The organism is Actinoplanes sp. NPDC051513, assembly GCF_044454685.1.
In the GTDB taxonomy this organism is placed as follows: domain Bacteria; phylum Actinomycetota; class Actinomycetes; order Mycobacteriales; family Micromonosporaceae; genus Actinoplanes.
In genome coordinates this window covers 35,262-52,795 of record NZ_JBITDW010000028.1, presented here as the reverse complement: position 1 = coordinate 52,795, position 17,534 = coordinate 35,262, and the positions used below count along the sequence as shown (strand labels likewise).

Sequence of the window (17,534 nt, the reverse complement as noted above, 5' to 3'; positions counted from 1 at the left end):
TCTCGCCTCAGGTCTTCTGCCGTGCCGGGTCGCTCGGTAGGGGCGGTGCGTTTCGCACGGCGGGACTCGCGGTGGCGGCGACAGCGGTCGCGAGCATCACGGCGGCCAGCACCCCGATGGCGCCCTTCGCGGTGAGCGTGGTCAGCAGATAGCCGGCGAGCAGCGAAGCCAGCGGCATGACGCCCCAGGTGACGGTCATCGCGGCGCTCATCACCCGGCCGAGGAGCTCGTTCGGCACCAGGACGGCGGCGTACGTCATCAGCACGACGTTCCACAGTGGGCCGACGAAGGCGCAGGCGGCGCCGACCAGGCCGAGCTGCAGCGGGGTGGCGGCCACCGTGAAAAGAGGAAGCAGCGCCGCCCACACCCTGTTGACGCCGACGATGACGCGGGGCGCGGTGAGGTGGCGGTGCAGCCGTGTCGCGGCGAGGGCGCCGGCCAGGCCGCCCGCGCTGTAGACGCCGAGCATCAGGCCGACCTCGGTGGCGCCGCGATCGTGGGCCAGCACGATGAGGATCAGGACGAGGGCCTGGAAGACCAGGTTGCTGACGGCGAGCAGGGCGATCGCCGTACGGATCAGTGGTTGTCGCCAGACCCAGCGCAAGCCTTCGACGGCCGCTCGCCACAACGGCTCGGTGGGGGTTTCGTCGCTCCCGCGCAGATCTTTGCGGACGAGCAGCAGGGCCAGCGCGGAGAGCAGGTAGGAGACGGCGTCCACCAGGAACGGCACCGCCCGGCCGGCGGCGAAGAGCAGCCCGCCCAACGGCGGCCCGATCAGGCCGGCGCCGCGGGCACGGGCCTCGTTCCGGGCCATCGCGGCGGGCAGGTGCACGGCCGGGACGATCAGCGGGAGAGCCGCCCGCTCGGCGAGCCCGAAGAAGACCGCGCACAGGCCCTGGACGAAGGCGACCGCGGCCAGGAACGCGACCGTGGGCGTTCCCCGCCACAGGACGACCGGCACGCTCGCCACCGCGGCGGCCGCCACGAGCTCGCTGACCAGCAGGATCGAACGCCGGTTCCAGCGGTCGACGAGCGGGCCGGCGGGCAGGTTGGCGACCAGGTACGGCAGCGTGCCGGCCGCGGCGACCAGGCCCGCGTCGGCCGGGGAGCCGCGGGTCGCGAGCACGAGCAGCGGCATCGCGGTGCCGCCGATCTGCGCGCCCAGCGCCGAGACGACCTGTCCGCTCCAGAGCGCGGCGAAATCCCGGTTCCGCCGCAGCGGGGTGGTCGTCTCGGCGCTGGGGATCGCGGCGCGGCTGGTCTTGGCGCGTCCGGCGCTGCTGGTCACGGCGCGTCCGGGGCTGCTGGTCACCGCGCGTCCGCCGTCGGGAACGCGTGGAAGATGACGGCGATGTGCCGGGCGCCGGGGGTGGCGTGTCCGGGCTCGCGGTGCCATCGGGAGAGCAGGGCGATGTACTCCTCGCCGAACTGGGCCAGTTCCCCGGCGGTCAGGCTGGTGCTGCCGTAGGAGTGCTGGGCGGCGTCGGTGAACTCGCCGTAGGAGTCACGGTCGAGGAGGTAGGTGCGCAGCTCGCGGCCCGACTGCTCGAACCATTGCCGGCCCACCTCGTCGGCCGCCGCCGCGACCTCGGGATCGTCGGAGGAGCGCGGCAGCCGGATGTCCTGCGGGATGGCCCGCCAGTAGCGCCGCCGCCCCTTCGAGCGGGCGGTGTCCTCCTCGATGAAGCCGAACCGCTCCAGCTGCCGTAGGTGATAGCTGGTCGCGCCGCGGTCGACGGCGAACTCGGCGGCCAGGTCGGCCGAGGTGGCCGGCCCGCGCCGCTGGAGCCGGGTGAGCAAATGCTGCCGCAGCGGGTGGGCGAGCGCCTTGAGCGCATCGACATCGGTGAGAACTCGCATGATGAGAAGATATCTATGCAAAGACTTCTTCTCAAGCCCATCGGCGATCTCGCGGAGGACGGGCTGGGCGGCAATGCGCCGCGGAACGTTGATGAGTTCCTGCGCGCGGCGCGCGGCAGATCATCGAGATCGCGCCCGGGTGGGGCTGGGCGGTGGCGCGCTGCTGGAGGTTGATGGGTTGCTGCGCGTGGTGCGCGGCAGATCATCGAGATCTTGGGTGGGGCGGCGGGGCCAGAAGCGGCGTCGGCGGGGGCGTGGGGGCCGGTGAGGGGCGTCGGGCAAGGCCGACTGGCTGCTGCGGCGGGCCGCTTCCACGGCGAAGATCCACGCTCCGAAGTCCATGACGTCTCCTCACGGGCGAGCCGTTAACGGTCACGTGACCGTTAACGGCATTGTCGCGAGGCGGCCCTGGATGGTCAACCCATTACGATGCGGTGATCGTGGAAGACAGACAGGACAAGCGGCCCACGCTGCGGGACGTGGCGCGGCTTGCGGGCGTCTCGCACCAGACCGTGTCGCGGGCGATCAACGACAAGGGCGAGATCGACCCGGAGACCCGCCGGCGGGTGCTCGACGCCGCGCGGCAGCTGCGGTACCGGCCGTCGCGGTTCGCGCGCGGGCTGGTGCGGCCGGGGGCGGTCACGCTGGGGCTGATCGTTCCGGACGTGGTCAACCCGTTCTTCCCGGAGCTGATCGCCGGGGTGATCGACGCGGCCGAGCAGGCCGGCTGGCAGGTGCTGATCAGCACGAGCCAGGACGATCCGGCGCGGGAGCCGGAGCTGCTGCGGGCGCTGGCCGGGCAGGTGGACGCCATGATCTGCTACCTCTTCCAGCCCGAGGACGTGATCGCCGACGCGGTCGAGGGCGTGCCGCTGGTCGTGATGAGCCGCAGCCCGCAAGACCCGGCGTTCGGGGCCGTCGACATCGACTCGGGGATCGGCGTACGGGCGCTCGTGCGCCACCTGGCCGAGCGCGGTCACCGGCGGATCGGCATGATCGACTGTCCGGCCGCCGCCGACGCGGGGCGGCGGGTGGCGTTCCTGGCCGGGGCGGCCGAGCTGGGCCTGGAGGTGCCGCCGGGCGCGATCGTCCCCGTCGAGCAGTCGATGGCCGGCGGGGAGGCGGGCTTCGTCCGGTTGCGCCGGGAGCGGCCCGATCTGACGGCGATCTTCGCCTTCAACGACCTGGTCGCCCTCGGCGCGCATCGCGAGGCCCGCCGCCGGGGCGTGCACATCCCGGGCGATGTGGCCCTGGCCGGCTTCGACGGCCTGACCGTGGGCGAGTTGATCGACCCGCCGCTGACCACTGTCTACCTGAACAAGCGCCGCATGGGCGAGCTGGCGGTGGCCCAGGCACAGCGCCTGCTCGCGGGCGACCGCCCCGCCCCGGCCGTCCTCGAGACCGAGCTGGTGATCCGCGGCTCGGCTTAGCGGCTCCCGAGGGTGTCCGAAACGCACGGGCCGGCCCGGCTCGAGGTACGCCGCGTGGGAAAGTCGGTGGCGGGTGACGCCTACCGTGAAGGCTGTGACGAAGTTCGATCAAGGCTGGCCCGAGCCGTCTCCGGTGCCCGATGATCCCGCGCCGGGCTTGCAGCAGCCGCTACCGGGCCGGCAGCGGCCGCGGTGGGGATGGTGGCTGATCGCGGCGATCGCCGTCGTGGTGGTGGCGGGGATCGGGGCCGGGCTGATGTCGAGGCCGGCGCCGGACCGGGCGGCCGACGGGCCGGAGGCCCGGCGCGAGGCGATCGGGGCCGCCCCCGCCCAGATCGTGACCACGACGGTCGTCTACGAGGTGTCGAGCGGCGGCGCCGGCGATGTCGGCAGCATCGAATACACCGATCCGGACGGCGACATCATCAGGCGGGGCGGCGTGCCGTTGCCGTGGCGCACGACGTTCACGGTGACCGGCGAGAAGCCGCCGCTGGTGCTGATCGCGCAGCGCAAGAAGGGCGGCGCCGGGGCGGTGACCTGCTCCATCACGTACGGCGAGAAGGTGCTGACCACCGTCACGCAGACGGGCCGCTACGCCGCGCCGCAGTGTTCCGCATGACGAAAGACGGCCGCCCGAGGGCGGCCGTCTCAAGAAGCTGACTACTTCGCGAACTTCGCGTACTTGGCGCGGAACTTCTCGATCCGGCCCGCGGTGTCGAGCACGCGGCTGCGGCCGGTCCAGAACGGGTGGCTCGCGGCCGAGATCTGCACGTCCACCACCGGGTACGTCTTCCCGTCCGTCCACTCGACGGTCTTCTCGCTCTTCTCCGTCGAGCGGGTGAGGAACGCGTAGTCGGCGTTCCGGTCGCGGTACACGACGGGGTGGTAGTCGGGGTGGATTCCGTTCTTCATGTCTCAGCCCTCCAGGGAGATGCATCCATGTAACGGACCTGCCCACCCCGGTATTTCGGCCGGGTATGTGTCGTGCGAGACACCGGATCAGAGCTTCACATCGGCCGCCAGGGGAGTGGTCGGCGTCTTCGATCCGCCGGGTGGCTCGACGGAAACGCCCACGTCGGAGGCCTCGGACATGCCGTTGACGACTTGGACCGAAGTGGTCTGGCCGGGCGCCAGGGCGCCCTCGTTCACCGGCTGCTGGGAGCGGATCGTCCAGAGCTGGTAGACCTTGCCGTCCGCGGGGGCGGCGTCGGCGGCCAGCATGATGACGCCGGCGTCGTGCAGCTTGGACGTCGCGACCGTCACCCGGCCGCCGCCGGCCACGGGCTCCTCGCGTACGACGAGATCCGGAGCGGCGAGCAGGGCGCGAACCCGGGCCTCGGCCGCCTGAGCCGCCTCGGCGCGATCGTGCTCACGGCGTACGCGATCGTTTTGAATCACGGACGCTACGGTCGCCGCGCCGGCGACCGCGACCACGACGGCGGCCGCGGCGGTGATCATCCGGAGGCGGCGGCGCGGCGCGGTGATGTGTACCGGCGCCGGGGAGACGGGCGCGATCTGGCGGACCGAGGTGATCGCGGAGAGGACGTTGTCGCGCAGCGCGGGCGGGGGAACCGACCAGGCGCCGTCGGCCAGGCGAGCCGACGTCTCGTTGAGCTCGTCGACCTCGGCGCGGCAGGCGTCGCACTCGCGCAGGTGGCGATCGAAGGCGGCGCGCTCCAGGTCGTCGACCGCATCCAGGACGTACGGGCCGATCAGGCTGTGGATCTCAGCGGTGTTCATGCCATCGCCCCCGCTCCGAGGCAGTCGCGCAGGCGGATGAGGCCGTCGCGCATGCGGGTCTTGACCGTCGGCAGCGGCGCTCCCAGAAGCTCGGCCACCTGCGGATAGGTATGACCCTGGTAGTAGGCGAGGGTCACGGCCTGGCGTTGCAGCTCGGTGAGGTCGCTGAGGCAGCGGCGGACCTGCTGGCGCTCGAGGCGGCCGGAGACCTCGTCGGCGACGCTGTCGTAGGGGATGTCGACCTGGGCGCGGCCGACAAAGGCCAGGCGCTCGGCCGCGGACTGCTCGGAGCGCACCCGGTCGACGGCCCGGCGGTGCGCGATCGTGCAGATCCACGACGTCGCCGAGCCGCGGGCCGGGTCGAAGCGGGCGGCCGTGCGCCACACCTCGACCAGCACCTCCTGGGCCACCTCCTCGGACTGCGCCGGATCGCGTAGCACCCGCCGGATCAGGCCGTAGACACGCGGGGCGACCAGGTCGTAGAGGCGGGCGAACGCCTTCTCGTCGCCACGGGCCACGGCGCGTAGAAGATCGCCGGGCTCCGAGGCGGGCCCGGAACCGGGGTCGGGCACCGCCGACAGGTGGTCGGGCCGGCGGCTGGTGCCGCGCTCCGCCATGGGTGTCCGCCCTTCGCCGTGAACTGAGTCTCGCGACCGACATTCGTCGGCGAAGGGCGAACGGATGGGTCGGATCTGAAGAAAATCAGATCGCCCGGGCCAGCGACACCGCGAACAGCCCGTCGCGGTCGGTCCACCAGTGGTCGAGCGCGAAGCCGGCCTCGCCCAGCTCGCCCTCGACGCCCTCGCGGCGGAACTTCGCGGACACCTCGGTGCGGACCTCCTCGCCGGCCGCGAAGTCGACCTGCAGGCCCACGCCCGGGATGGTCACCCGCATCGGCCAGCGGGCGCGCAGGCGCATCTCGATCCACTCCTGGGCGGGATTCCACAGAGCGACGTGGGCGAAGCCGTCCAGGTCGAAATCGGCGCCGAGGCTGCCGTTGAGCACCCGCAACACGTTGCGGTTGAACTCGGCGGTCACGCCCTGCGCGTCGTCGTAGGCGGGCACCACCACGCTCGGGCTCTTGACCAGGTCGGTGCCGAGCAGCAGGTGCTCGCCCGGCTCGAGCACCGAGCGCACGTCGGTGAAGAACGCGGCGCGCTCGGCGGGGATCAGGTTGCCGATCGTGCCGCCGAGGAACGCGACCAGCCGGTTGCCCTCGGCGGGCAGGTGCTTGAGGTGGCGGGTGAGGTCGCCGACGATGTTGTGCACGCGCAGTCCGGGATAGTCCGCGCTGATCCGCGACCCGGCCGCCGACAGCGCCGAGGGCGAGACATCCATCGGCACGTACGACGACAGGGTGCCCGAAGCGGTGAGCGCGTCGAGCAGCAGCCGGGTCTTGGTCGAATAGCCCGAGCCCAGCTCGAGCAGCGCCGTGGCCCGGGTGTGCCGGGCGATATCGGGCGCCCGGTCGGTGAGGATCTGGCGCTCGGCGCGGGTCGGGTAGTACTCGGGCAGTTCGGTGATGAGCTCGAACAGCTCACTGCCCCGGGCGTCGTAGAACCACTTGGGCGGCAGCCACTTCGGGTCGTCGGTCAGGCCGGCGGTCACATCGGCCTTGAGGGCGCGGGCGAGATCGTCGGCGTCGAGATGAACCTCGAGCTCGTTCATGCTTCTCCCAAAGGAGTGAGAGTCAGGTCGGTGGCGGTGGCGGCGAGCAGCGTCCGGTCGGGGACGGGCCGCCAGGCGGGACGGTCGTCGAGCGGCTCCGAGGCCACGACGACCGCTTCCGGCAGGTCGAGAACGGACAGGGAATGACCGACGGCGGTCGCCACCAGCGACTCGCCGTCGGTGAGCAGCAGGTTGAGCCGGGATCCGGGCGCGGCCCGCCGGACGTCGGCCACGACCTCGGCGACCGCCTGAGCGGGCGGCGCGCCGGACCGCAGCCGATCGCGGACCAGGACCCAGAGCAGCGCCGCATCGGTCGGCGCGTCCAGCGTCAACAAATCGGCCGGCGGCAGTGTTCCGGCGAGCTTGGTCACCGCGTCGGGCCACCCGGCGACGACCCCGTTGTGGCTGAACAGCCAGGGCCCGTCCCCGAACGGCGCGGCCGCGGCCTCGGTCACCGGCATGCCGGCGGTCGCGCTGCGCACCGCCGCGAGCACCGCGGCCGACGCCACCGAGGCCGCGAGCCCCGGCAGCGTCGTGTCGCTCCAGATCGGGGTGTGCCGCCGGTACCGCACGACACCGGCCGGCGTGTGCCACCCGACGCCGAAGCCGTCCGCGTTGATCGTCCCGCCACCCCGCATGTCGCGTGGCGCCCAGGACTGATGAACCAGCGAATGCGGCGGATCGAGAAGCAGCTCGCTCAGCGGAACCGGCGGGCCGAGATAGGCCAGGTGCCGGCACATCAGGCGTCCCGTGCGCAGCGGAACCCGCTGAAGATCTGCCGCCGGATCGGATAGTCCCAATTCCGGAACGTCCCCCGGCAGGCCGATCTGTCGGTTCCGAACGATCCGCCGCGCAGCACCTTGTACTCCGTGCCGAAGAACACCTCGGAGTACTCCCGATAGGGAAACGCCACGAACCCCGGATAGCCCGTGAAGTCGGTCGACACCCATTCCCACACGTCACCGATGAGCTGGTGGACACCCAAGGGCGAGACACCCATCGGGTACGCCCCGACGGAGGCGGGACGCAAGTGACGTTGTCCCAGGTTCGCGTGTTCCGCCGTCGGCGTCTCGTCGCCCCACGGGAAGCGCCTCGACCGCCCGGTCGACGGGTCGAACCGGGCCGCCTTCTCCCACTCGGCCTCGGTGGGCAGCCTCTTTCCCGCCCAGGCGGCGTAGGCCTCGGCCTCGTAGAAGCACACGTGCACCACCGGCTCGTCGGGAACGATCCGCTGGGTGCGGCCGAACCGGGTGTACGACCAGCCGTCGCCGTCGCGGGCCCAGTGCAGCGGCGCGGCCAGCCCGGCCGACTGGCGGTGATCCCACCCGGCCGGACTCCACCAGCGCGGGTCGTCGTAGCCGCCGTCGTCGATGAACGCCGCGTATTCCGCGTTGGTGACCGGGGCGCGGTCGATGTGGAAGGCCGGCACGACGACCTGGTGCGCCGGGCGCTCGTTGTCGAGGGCCCAGGCCTCGGTGCTGGTTCCCATCGTGAAGGGCCCGCCCGGGACCAGCACCTCACCCTGAACCGGGCCGGCCGGGGCGGGCGGGGGCGGGGCGTCGAGCACCGCCGGGCCGCCGCGCAGCTGGTGGGTGGCGAGCATGGTCTCGTCGTGCTGTTGTTCGTGCTGCACGATCATGCCGAACGCGAAGCCCTGGTCGACCAGGCGGGTGCCGTCCAGCCGGCTGCCGGAGAGCACGTCGAGGGCCTTGTCGCGCACGGTCGCGACGTATCTGCGGGCCTCGGCCGGGGTGAGCAGCGGCAGCTGGGGGCGGTCGCGGCGCGGGTGCTTGAACGCGTCGTACAGCTCGTCGATGTCGCGGCGCACCGGCTCGCGGCCGCCGACGTCGCGGACCAGCCAGAGCTCCTCCTGGTTGCCGACGTGGGCGAGGTCCCACACCAGGGGAGACATCAGCGGCGAGTGCTGCCGGATCAGGTCGCCCTCGTCGACGGCCTCGGTCAGCACGGTGGTGCGGTCGCGGGCGCGGCCGAGCTCGGCGGCGACCAGGTCGCGCAGGCGATCGGTCCCGGCTGCGGCGGCCGGGTCGAGCGGGGCAGTGGGGCCGGCCGGAGCGGCCGGGTCAGCGGGGAAAAGCTCGGTCATGACGCCTCCTTGGCGGCGACGGCGGCGCGCAGGCGCCGGTCGACGGTGTCGATGACGTGGGTGCGGACGGAGGCGGGCAGGCCGGCGTCGAGCCGGTCGAAGGCCAGCTCGGCGAGGGCCGAGGCGGCGCGGCGCAGCGCCGGGTCGGCGAGGCCGCTCGTGTACGCCGTGTGCCAGCGCCCCGCGACCGGAAGCGCCAGCTCGAGCGCGGCCTCGGTGGACGCGCGGTCGCCGAGCAGCGCGGTGAGCACCGCGACCGGCGCGATCCATTCCTCGCCCGGCTGGCTGTCGAGGTAGCGCACCTCGAGGTAGCCCCGCGGCCGTACCGGCGGGAACAGCGTGGACAGGTGGTAGTCGACGTCGCTCACGGTCAGCGGGTCGGGCAGCGCCCCGGCCACCCAGTCGGCCAGGGTCACGCCGGGCGGCGGGTCCCAGCAGCCGTGGTCGCGGCGCACGCAGATCAGGGGAGCGGCGAGGGCGTACCGGACCCAGCCGGCCGCCGGGTCGCCGGGCGGGCCCACCGGCGGGTGGGTCAGCCGCGGGTCCATGCCCCACCAGGCCGCCATGCGGGCCGAGGCCAGCCCGGTGTCGCGCCCGGCGTGGCGCGCGGAGTTGGCGAACAGGGCGAGCAGCGGCGGGCCGAGCGCGAGCACGGCACGCCATCGGGTCGGCAGCTCGGCGTCCGTCCCGGCGTCGAGGCAGACCTGCAGGCCCGCGGTGCTGTTCATCATGATCCGCCCGTGCCGGCCGCGGGCGTCGAAGAACCGCTCCATCGCCGCGTAGCGCGGGGTGTCGAGCAGGCGGCGTGGCGCCCGGTGGGGGTCGATGCCGTGCTCGCCCAGGCGCAGGCCCGCGTCGTCGAGCAGGGTGGTGAGGTGGGCGAGATCGGCGGTGACGGCCGCATGCAGGGCGGCGGTCGAGCGGGCCGGCGCCGAGGAGATCTCGAGCTGGCCGCCGGGCTCGACGGTGAGAGAGCCGCCGGCGGGCAGGACGCCCGGTGAGTTGCCGGACAGGAGGGTGGCCGGCGTGTGCCGGCCGAGGGCTTGCCGCAGAGTCTCGCGGTCGAGTGGCGCGCGGGGCGCCGCGGTGTGGTGCACGGTCCATTCGAGCTCGGCGCCGATGAGCGCCGGCGGGCCGGTCTTGAAGCAGATGGCGCGTATGCGCGCCTCCACTTCCTCCTGATTACGCAGGCGGCGGCTGGTGGCCGCGGCCGCGTCATGGTCGAGCGTCGTCATCGGACGGCTCCCTCGTCACGAACCGTAGGGTTCCGGTTACCTCGACGGACATTACGATGGGGGTGCGACAAACTCCGGGGAACCGGAACGTCCGAGGAGGACTGCTCCACGCCCCTTCCTGCGGATTCGTCCCGATAGTGAGCTGCGTCACGCGGCGAACCGGCCCGCGGGCCGGGATCACGCTCGGTGGCGGGCTCATCGGCGGTTCATCTCGCCGACACCGGGAGGTCGCAGAGAGTTCCCCCGTTAGGGGGCGGTCATTGCTGCTCTTTTCGGGCACCCTCGGCAGGTCCCCGTTGCCGCTAGGATCTGGTGTCATGCTGCGTCGCGCGATTTGTACCCACTCGACCGGATTCAGTCAGAGACAGTGGTGACCCCGAGACTCAGCATCGTCGTCCCGTTCTACAACGTCGAGCGCTACATCGCCGACTGCCTCGATTCCCTCGCGCGGCAGACGTTCGGCGACTTCGAGGCGATCCTCGTCGACGACGGTTCGAAGGATGCCAGTGCGGAGGCCGCGCGCGAGTTCAGCGCGCGCGACGGGCGGTTCCGCGTCGTCACGCAGGAAAATCAGGGCCTGGGCCCGGCCCGCAACACCGGCGTCCAGCACGCCCAGGGCGATTACCTCACGTTCGTGGACAGCGATGATCTGGTGCCGCGCCACGCGTACGAATTGATGGTCCGCTCCCTCGACGACACCTCCTCGTCGCTGGCGGCGGGCAACGCCCGCCGTTTCAACAACACCTACGGCGTGCGCCAGTCATATGTGCATCGCATTCCGTTCGCGGCGAACAAGCCCGCGACCCACGTCTTCGATCACCCGTCCCTCGCCACCGACCGCATGGTGTGGAACAAGGTGTACCGGCGCACCTTCTGGGATCAATACAAATTCGAATTCCCCGCCATTCGGTACGAGGATTATCCGGTGACCCTCCGCGGTCACCTCGAGGCGATCACGGTCGACTGCCTCGCGGCCCCGGTCTACTACTGGCGTGAGCGCGAGTCCGGCGAGTCGATCACCCAGCTCAAGTTCCAGTACGGCAACCTCGCCGATCGGGTGAAGTCGGCCGAGATGGTGCTCGACCTGCTCGACCAGCGGGCGCACGAGCTGCGCGGCCTGGTGCACCGGCATTTCGCCGAGATGGACCTGGCCACCATCGTGCAGGCGTTCGCGACCGCGGACGACGACGATCTCGACCCGCTGGTCGCGCTCGGCCGCCGGCTCAGCTCCCGGCTGTTGCCCGACGTCCTCGCCGAGGCCGCGACGTTCCAGCGGCTGGAGTACGAGGCGCTCGAGGCCGGCGACACCGGCCTGCTGCGCCGGCTGGCCCGGTTCCGCGCCGAGAACCATCGCCGGGTCGAGGCGGTGCGCCACCCCACGGCGCCGTGGCGCTACGAGAGCCAGTACCCGGGCCTGCGCGACTCGCGGCTGCCGCCCTCGTACTACCGGCTGCCCCGCGCCGAGCTCGCGGTGCGCACCGCGGTGACCGCGCTCGACTGGACCGCCGACGCGATCGTCATCCAGGGCACCGCCGAGATCGCCCACCTGCCGGTCGACACCACCGACACCATGCTGCGCCTCGCGCTGGTCTGCGGCCGCCGCCAGCAGCGCCTGCCGGTCACGATCACCGACCCGCCGGGGCCGGAGGAGCCGCTGGCCTTCGAGACCCGCATCCCGCGCAGCATGATCGCCGGACTGCCCGGCTGGGCGAGCTCCGCCTGGATCGCGGTCGACATCCGCTCCCACTGGGTGCGCCGCCGCGACGCGCTCACCCCGGGCGGCGGTCTCCAGTACCCGCTCGGCGACTGGGTCGGCGGCACCTGGGTCCAGCCCGTGCGCACCCCCGACGGCCGGCTGACCATCCAGCTGCGCTCCGGATCGGCCGAGCTCACCGCGGCCGGCGCCGACGGTGACGATCTGGTGCTGACCGGCCGCATCCCGTCCCGGCTGAACAGGCCGGAGCTGCGGCTGACCCGCTCGGCCGGCGACATCACCGTCCCGCTGCGCCGCGAGCGCGGCGCCGTCGAGCCCGGGCAGCGCGCTGTTCCGATGGATGACTTCACCGCCCGGGTCGCGCTCGACGACCTGATCGACTCGGTCAACCCGGACGACCCGTTCCTCGACCGTACGGTGCTGGTGCCGCGCATCCACGACGGCGACGACCGGACGCTGCTGCTGATCACCGGCCTGCGCGAGGGCATCACGGCGCTGCGCGGCGGCCGGGTGATCACCGTGTCCCGCTCGCCCGGGCAGTACCTCAACCTCATCGAGGGCCCGGCGCGGGTCACCGCCGACCGGATCGAGCGGTCGGACGACACCCTGCGCCTGACCGTCTCGGGGCCACGCTGGCCCGGCGTCTGCTACGACCGGATCACCTGGCGGCGGTTCCTGCCGAACTCGGACGACGCCGTGGACGCGCCCTGCGAGATCGCCCTCGACGACGAACGCTGGTCGGCCACGGTTGACGCCGGCGCCCTGACCAGCGACGACGACGCGCCCAACTGGACGCTGTTCGCCGACCCGGGCGACGCCACCCCGTACGCTGTCCGGACCGACACCTTCCTGCTGGCGCGCCTGCCGCTGCGGGCAGGGCCGTTCACGCTGCGACCGCGCTCCGGCATCCTGCACCTGGAAACGGACTGATCGGCCATGCATCACCACAACTTCTACTACGGCCAGCAGCACATCCTGGCCCGGTACTGCGGGCTGGACGACGAGTTCCCGCCCCGGATCCCGGGCTATCTCCAGCACGGCTGGAATGTCGGGTGCGGCTGGAATCCCGTACACGAGTTCTTCGACGGCGCCTGGCGCTTCGTCTGGAGTGACGCGCCCCGCCGGCGCGGCCACTCCCTCGGCCGGCGCAACTACGCCGTGACCGGCGCGCCGATGCTGTACCTGATGGACCTGGAACCCGATCTCGGCCGGGTGCCCGACGCCGAGCGCAAGGGCACGCTGTGGTTCCTCTTCCACGGGTGGGACGCGCCCGGCATGGGCGCCAAGATCCACGGTGACCACCAGCGGCTGATCGACGAGATCAAGGAGACCGAGTCCGAGCCGGTCACGATCAGCCTGTACTACACCGAGTACGAGCGGCCCGAGGTGCGGCGCGTCTACGAGGACGCGGGCTTCGACGTGATCTGCTTCGGCAAGCGCGGCTGGAACTACGAGGGCACCGACCGGCAGTTCCTGTACAAACAGCTCAAGGCGTTCCGCGGGTTCAAGCGGGTGGCCTCCAACCGGCTCGCCACGGCGATCTTCTACGGCGTGGCGGCGGGCTGCACGCCGGCCGTGTACGGCGACGCGATGGAGCTCGAGGGCGACAACCCGCTCTTCGGCGGCCAGACCCGCATCGCCCGGCTCTGGGGCGACCTGCTCGGCAAGGACATCGACCTGGCCACCGCCCGGGCCATCACCGACGACGAGCTCGGCCGCGCCTGGGTGATGCCGCCGGCCGAGTTGCGGATGCTCTTCGATTGGAACCAGCGTGACTGACAGCGTCCAGACCCCCGCCGTCGAGATCGTCCGCGGCGAGATCCAGCCGTGGACGGACTACACCGGCCACCGCGCCCCGGCCGGCGGCCCGGCGCTGCTGGCCCTGCTCGACGACCTTCTGCCCGCGGCCGTCGGCCGGGCATTGATCGCCGGCCCGCACACCACCGAGCTGATCTCGCTGGTCGCCTCGCGCGCGGCGGCGCTCACCGTGATCGTCCGCTCGGTCAGCGACGCCCAGGAGCTGCGGGCGGCGATCCCGTCCACGTCGGTCACCGTGATCACCGGCGCGCTCGACGGGCTCGCCGGCGTCCCGCCCTTCGACGTGGTCGTCGCCGCCGACGGGCTCGACCGGGTGCTCGGCGCCGACTCGCCGGCGCTCAACTGGCCGCAGCGGCTCGGCGAGCTGCGCCGTCTCGCATCGGCCGAGGCGCTGGCCGTGGTCGCGGTCGAGAACGAGTTCGCGCTGACCGGGCTCTACGACCGGCGTCCGCTCGACGCCCGGCACGGCGACGACGAGTGGCGGCCCCTGCACGACGATCCCGAGCGGCCCACGTCGCCGGCGCAGCTCTCCTCTTCTTTCGGCGACCGGCTCACCCGGCTCTACGCGGCCTTCGACGAGGCCGGCACGATCCACACCCTGCTCGACGCCTCCGTCGCGGCCTCGGCCCGGCCGGGCCGGCCCGGGGCCCGCCTGGCCGTCGCGGGGCTGGCCGCCGCGGCCGCGCACACGCCGCTGCTCGCCTCGGTCGACGACGGCGCCGAGGCCGCCGCCCGGGCGGGGCTGCTCGGGGCCGTCGCGCCCGGATGGCTCGCGGTGCTGGGCGACGGGGGAGCGACCCACGCGGCCTACGCGCCGTCGGGCGACGGCGTGCTGCTGGCCGACCTCGACGAGGCCGAGTGGACGCTGAGCCTGCGCGGCGCCGCGATTCCGACGGCCACCCGCCTGCCCGACACCGAGTCGGTGGAGACGCTGCTGTTCCGGCTGGCCGCGGCCGAGGACGTGCCCGGCTTCCGCGCCTACGCCGCCCGGCTCGGCGCCTGGGCCGGCGCGGCCGAGGGGCTGATCCTTCTCGACGACCTCTTTCCCGACGGCGACGGCTTCACCCGGGGCGTACGCGGACTTCGCGGCTCCGGCGGCGACGGAACGGCCGAGCTGCTGGCCGCGGCCTACCACCGCCTGCGCGACCGGCTGATCCGCGCCCACCGCCGCCACCCGTGGCCGCCGTGGACGGTCGAGAGCGACGATCTGGTGTCCACGTGGCTGGGCATGTCCGGCGTCGACTCGTCGGCCGTCGTCCTGAAGCGCGGCCGCGAGATCGCCGACCGGCTCGCCGAGCCCCCGGCCGACGAGCCCGACCTGCGCACCGTGCTCGCCGACGCCGAGACCGACCGGGTGCGGGCCGTCGAGCTGGCCGGCAAGGTCTTCGGCCTCGAGCGCACGATGCGCTTTCGCGACCAGAGCCTGCGCACCCGCGAACAGCAGATCCGCACGACCCGCGACGACCTGCGCACGCTGCGCAACTCGCCGGTCATGCGCCTGCACGAGGTCACCCGCAAGGTCGCGAAGGTCCGTCACCCCCGCCAGTTCGCCCGCGCCCTCAAGCGCAGGCTGCGCAAGGGCTAACGGGGCTCGAGGACGAAGACCGTCGTCGGCGTGGTGCGCAAGCCGGCGTACCCGTCGAGCTCCTTGTCGAAGTGGCGCCAGCGATCCCACAGCCGGGAGTGCTCGTCGCCCTCGGCCAGGCGGGCCCGCACCTGGTGCGGGCGGCCCGCCACCTCGGCGGTCGCCTCCGGCGCGGCACGCAGGTTGCGCGACCAGGCCGGCTCGCCCTCGCCCCAGCCGTTCATCGACAGCAGCACGAGGTTCGGGCCGTCCTCGAAGTACGCGAGGATCACGCTGCGCCGCTTGCCGCTGCGCCGGCCGACCGTGGTGAGGCGCAGCGCGCCCCATCGGGTTCCCTTCGGGCGCCACAGCCCGACCCGGCCGGCGGTGACGCGGTACAGGCCACGATGCACCACCCAGGCGGTGCGGACGATCCAGCGCGCCGGCACGCGCGGTGGTCGCTTGTCCGGCATGGATACCTCCCCGGCCCGGAATGTCCTCAGGATGAATGTGTCCGTCAAGCCAACCGGCGCCGGGAGCTGGCCAGGCGGCCGACCGTGTCGGAATGCGGACGCGATCGCGATGGCCCTGGGGTGCGACGATGAAGAAGTCTGCTGGGGGGCGACCATGAAGGTCAGGGTCTATCACAACGGCGATGACGTCTTCATCGCCTGGAAGCCGGACGGGCTCATCACCGACTGCCGCGGGTTCGGCCTGCTGCGGCGCCGCAACGGCGTCGAAGAGGTGGTCAGCACCTGGGTCGGGTTCGAAGGCGAGCAGGCCGCCGACGGCGAGCGCCGCGCCTCGACGAACTGGCCGATCCAGAAGTACCAGTGGACCGACTACATGGCCGAGCCGGGCGACGAGCTCGCGTACCGCGTGCTCCCGATGGTCGGCCCCGGCAAGGACAATCTGCGTCCCGACCCGGCGAACGCGAGCGACTGGACCGAGCCGATCGTGCTGTCGCACGCGGTCTCCCCGGGCGTCGAGGTGCTGTTCAACCGGGGCATCGTGGCGTCGCAGTGGGTGTCGCGGCGGCTCGGCGTCACCGGCCACGACCTGCAGAACGAGTACCTCGACCGGATGATCGCCACGCCCGGCGACAAGCTCCGCGACTATCTCGCGGGACCCCTGGGCGACCGGCTGTTCGCCTTGCTCGCCGAGGCCGCCGCGCAAGAGCGTGACGTGTACGGGGCGCTGTACGAGCTGGACGACCCACAGCTGACCGAGGCGCTGCTGAAGATCGGCGAGCGCGCCCACGTGGTCCTCGCGAACGGCAGCGTCGAGAAGAAGGGCCAGGACCAGAACGCCGAGGCGCGGGCCGCGCTCGTGGCCGGCCACGTCGACGTGCACGACCGGATGAGCGCGCCGCGTGCGCTGGGCCACAACAAGTTCCTGGTGATCGGCGACGACGACGGCACGCCGCGCTGGGTGTGGACCGGCAGTCAGAACTGGACGATGACCGGGCTGTGCACGCAGGCGAACAACTCGGTGCTGATCGACGACCCGCGCCTGGCCGCGGAGTACCGCGCCCAGTGGGACCTGTTGCGCGAGGCGGGCGCCGCCTCGCCGGCGTCGCTGAAGCAGGCCAACACGACGCCGCGCGACCAGCAGGTGGGCAAGGCCGGCCTACGCCTCTGGTTCACCCCCACCGTCGAGCACGCCGACCTCGTCGACGCCCGCAAGATCGTCGCCGGGGCGAAGCAGGCCGTGCTGTTCCTGATGTTCAACCCCGGCCCGCGCGAGTCGCTGCTCAACGCGATCCTCGACCTGGCGCGCTCGCAGCGCGACGGCAAACGGCTGTACTTCCGCGGCGTCCTCAACCAGGACCCGAGCACCAAGCCCAATCCGGTCGGCCTGTTCGACCAGCGCAACCGGGAGTTCGCCGACTACGACGTGGTGCTGCCGGCGGCTATCGACGAGGCGACCGAGTTCTTCCGGGCCGAGCTGAAGAAGCTCGACCGGGCGTTCGCGATGGTGCACAGCAAGGTGATCGTCGTCGACCCGTTCGGCGACCGGCCGGCCGTGATCACCGGCTCGCACAACCTCGGGCCGAAGGCGAGCGGCACGAACGACGAGAACCTGCTGGTGATCCGGGACGCGCCCGGGGTGTCCGGGGCGTACGCGACGAACATCATGAGCGTCTACAACCAGTACCGGTGGCGGTTCCGGCGGCAGATCCAGCCCGCGGCGAAGCGGTGGAAGGGTTTGGTCGACCGGGACAGCTGGCAGAAGTGGTACCTGAAGGAGGGCAGCCCGGCCCTCCGCGAGATCGACTTCTGGGTCGGCGACTAGCTCTTCGAAAGGCCGACCGCGCGGTCGGCCTTTTTCGCGCGTCCGATCGCCGACACCCCCGGCGGCGGCGGATTCGCGCAATGACCTACTTCTGGGCGATCTCCGC

The 17,534-nt window shown here is 72.4% G+C and carries 16 protein-coding genes; 6 read left to right on the top strand and 10 right to left on the bottom strand.

Annotation, left to right across the window (positions count from 1 at the left end; translation table 11 throughout):
* Window positions 1–7 precede the first annotated feature (7 nt).
* Window positions 8–1,312: an MFS transporter gene (locus ACIA5D_RS44185; RefSeq protein WP_396036652.1), complete on the bottom strand. Its 1,305-nt coding sequence runs from the start codon at window positions 1,310–1,312 to the stop codon at window positions 8–10.
* Window positions 1,309–1,860: an ArsR/SmtB family transcription factor gene (locus ACIA5D_RS44180; RefSeq protein ID WP_396036651.1), complete on the bottom strand. Its 552-nt coding sequence runs from the start codon at window positions 1,858–1,860 to the stop codon at window positions 1,309–1,311. The genes ACIA5D_RS44185 and ACIA5D_RS44180 overlap by 4 nt, the downstream gene beginning before the upstream one ends.
* A 440-nt stretch (window positions 1,861–2,300) precedes the next feature.
* Here ACIA5D_RS44180 and ACIA5D_RS44175 point away from each other — a divergent pair, with 440 nt between their 5' ends.
* Window positions 2,301–3,290, top strand: a complete 990-nt coding sequence (locus tag ACIA5D_RS44175) for a LacI family DNA-binding transcriptional regulator (protein ID WP_396036650.1) — start codon at window positions 2,301–2,303, stop codon at window positions 3,288–3,290.
* A 94-nt stretch (window positions 3,291–3,384) separates the two neighbouring features.
* Complete coding sequence (locus ACIA5D_RS44170; RefSeq protein ID WP_396036649.1) at window positions 3,385–3,909, top strand: MmpS family transport accessory protein; 525 nt, start codon at window positions 3,385–3,387, stop codon at window positions 3,907–3,909.
* Between the two features lie 41 nt (window positions 3,910–3,950).
* Here the strand turns inward: ACIA5D_RS44170 and ACIA5D_RS44165 are convergent, their stop codons facing one another.
* The 7 genes from ACIA5D_RS44165 to egtA form a co-directional block, all read right to left on the bottom strand.
* Window positions 3,951–4,202, bottom strand: a complete 252-nt coding sequence (locus ACIA5D_RS44165) for a type B 50S ribosomal protein L31 (RefSeq protein ID WP_396036648.1) — start codon at window positions 4,200–4,202, stop codon at window positions 3,951–3,953.
* An 87-nt stretch (window positions 4,203–4,289) separates the two neighbouring features.
* Window positions 4,290–5,030, bottom strand: a complete 741-nt coding sequence (locus tag ACIA5D_RS44160; protein WP_396036647.1) for an anti-sigma factor domain-containing protein — start codon at window positions 5,028–5,030, stop codon at window positions 4,290–4,292.
* Window positions 5,027–5,647, bottom strand: a complete 621-nt coding sequence (locus ACIA5D_RS44155; protein ID WP_396036646.1) for a sigma-70 family RNA polymerase sigma factor — start codon at window positions 5,645–5,647, stop codon at window positions 5,027–5,029. The genes ACIA5D_RS44160 and ACIA5D_RS44155 overlap by 4 nt, the downstream gene beginning before the upstream one ends.
* 85 nt (window positions 5,648–5,732) lie before the next feature.
* On the bottom strand, window positions 5,733–6,698 hold the full coding sequence (gene egtD / locus ACIA5D_RS44150) for an L-histidine N(alpha)-methyltransferase (protein ID WP_396036645.1): 966 nt from the start codon (window positions 6,696–6,698) through the stop codon (window positions 5,733–5,735).
* A complete protein-coding gene (egtC, locus tag ACIA5D_RS44145; protein WP_396036644.1) occupies window positions 6,695–7,438 on the bottom strand; it encodes an ergothioneine biosynthesis protein EgtC in 744 nt (247 codons plus the stop codon). The genes egtD and egtC overlap by 4 nt, the downstream gene beginning before the upstream one ends.
* Window positions 7,438–8,802, bottom strand: coding sequence for an ergothioneine biosynthesis protein EgtB (gene egtB / locus ACIA5D_RS44140; RefSeq protein WP_396036643.1), 1,365 nt, complete (start codon window positions 8,800–8,802; stop codon window positions 7,438–7,440). The genes egtC and egtB overlap by 1 nt, the downstream gene beginning before the upstream one ends.
* The gene (gene egtA, locus ACIA5D_RS44135) at window positions 8,799–10,037 is read right to left on the bottom strand and encodes an ergothioneine biosynthesis glutamate--cysteine ligase EgtA (RefSeq protein ID WP_396036642.1); all 1,239 of its coding nucleotides are present in this window, start codon (window positions 10,035–10,037) and stop codon (window positions 8,799–8,801) included. The genes egtB and egtA overlap by 4 nt, the downstream gene beginning before the upstream one ends.
* 367 nt (window positions 10,038–10,404) lie before the next feature.
* Between egtA and ACIA5D_RS44130 the strand changes: the two genes are divergently transcribed.
* From ACIA5D_RS44130 to ACIA5D_RS44120, 3 genes are read left to right on the top strand one after another with little or no spacing between them, the layout of a single operon-like run.
* Window positions 10,405–12,681, top strand: coding sequence for a glycosyltransferase (locus tag ACIA5D_RS44130; RefSeq protein WP_396036641.1), 2,277 nt, complete (start codon window positions 10,405–10,407; stop codon window positions 12,679–12,681).
* 6 nt (window positions 12,682–12,687) lie between these two features.
* Complete coding sequence (locus tag ACIA5D_RS44125) at window positions 12,688–13,530, top strand: hypothetical protein (RefSeq protein WP_396036640.1); 843 nt, start codon at window positions 12,688–12,690, stop codon at window positions 13,528–13,530.
* Window positions 13,523–15,154 (top strand): hypothetical protein, encoded by a 1,632-nt coding sequence (locus tag ACIA5D_RS44120; protein WP_396036639.1) that lies wholly within the window; start codon window positions 13,523–13,525, stop codon window positions 15,152–15,154. The genes ACIA5D_RS44125 and ACIA5D_RS44120 overlap by 8 nt, the downstream gene beginning before the upstream one ends.
* Here the strand turns inward: ACIA5D_RS44120 and ACIA5D_RS44115 are convergent.
* Complete coding sequence (locus ACIA5D_RS44115; RefSeq protein WP_396036638.1) at window positions 15,151–15,606, bottom strand: nitroreductase family deazaflavin-dependent oxidoreductase; 456 nt, start codon at window positions 15,604–15,606, stop codon at window positions 15,151–15,153. The two genes, ACIA5D_RS44120 and ACIA5D_RS44115, sit on opposite strands and share 4 nt — an antisense overlap.
* A 154-nt stretch (window positions 15,607–15,760) precedes the next feature.
* Between ACIA5D_RS44115 and ACIA5D_RS44110 the strand changes: the two genes are divergently transcribed.
* Window positions 15,761–17,428 carry a phospholipase D-like domain-containing protein gene (locus ACIA5D_RS44110; RefSeq protein WP_396036637.1) on the top strand — a complete coding sequence of 556 codons (1,668 nt, stop codon included), beginning with the start codon at window positions 15,761–15,763 and terminating at the stop codon, window positions 17,426–17,428.
* The last annotated feature ends 106 nt before the right edge of the window (window positions 17,429–17,534 follow it).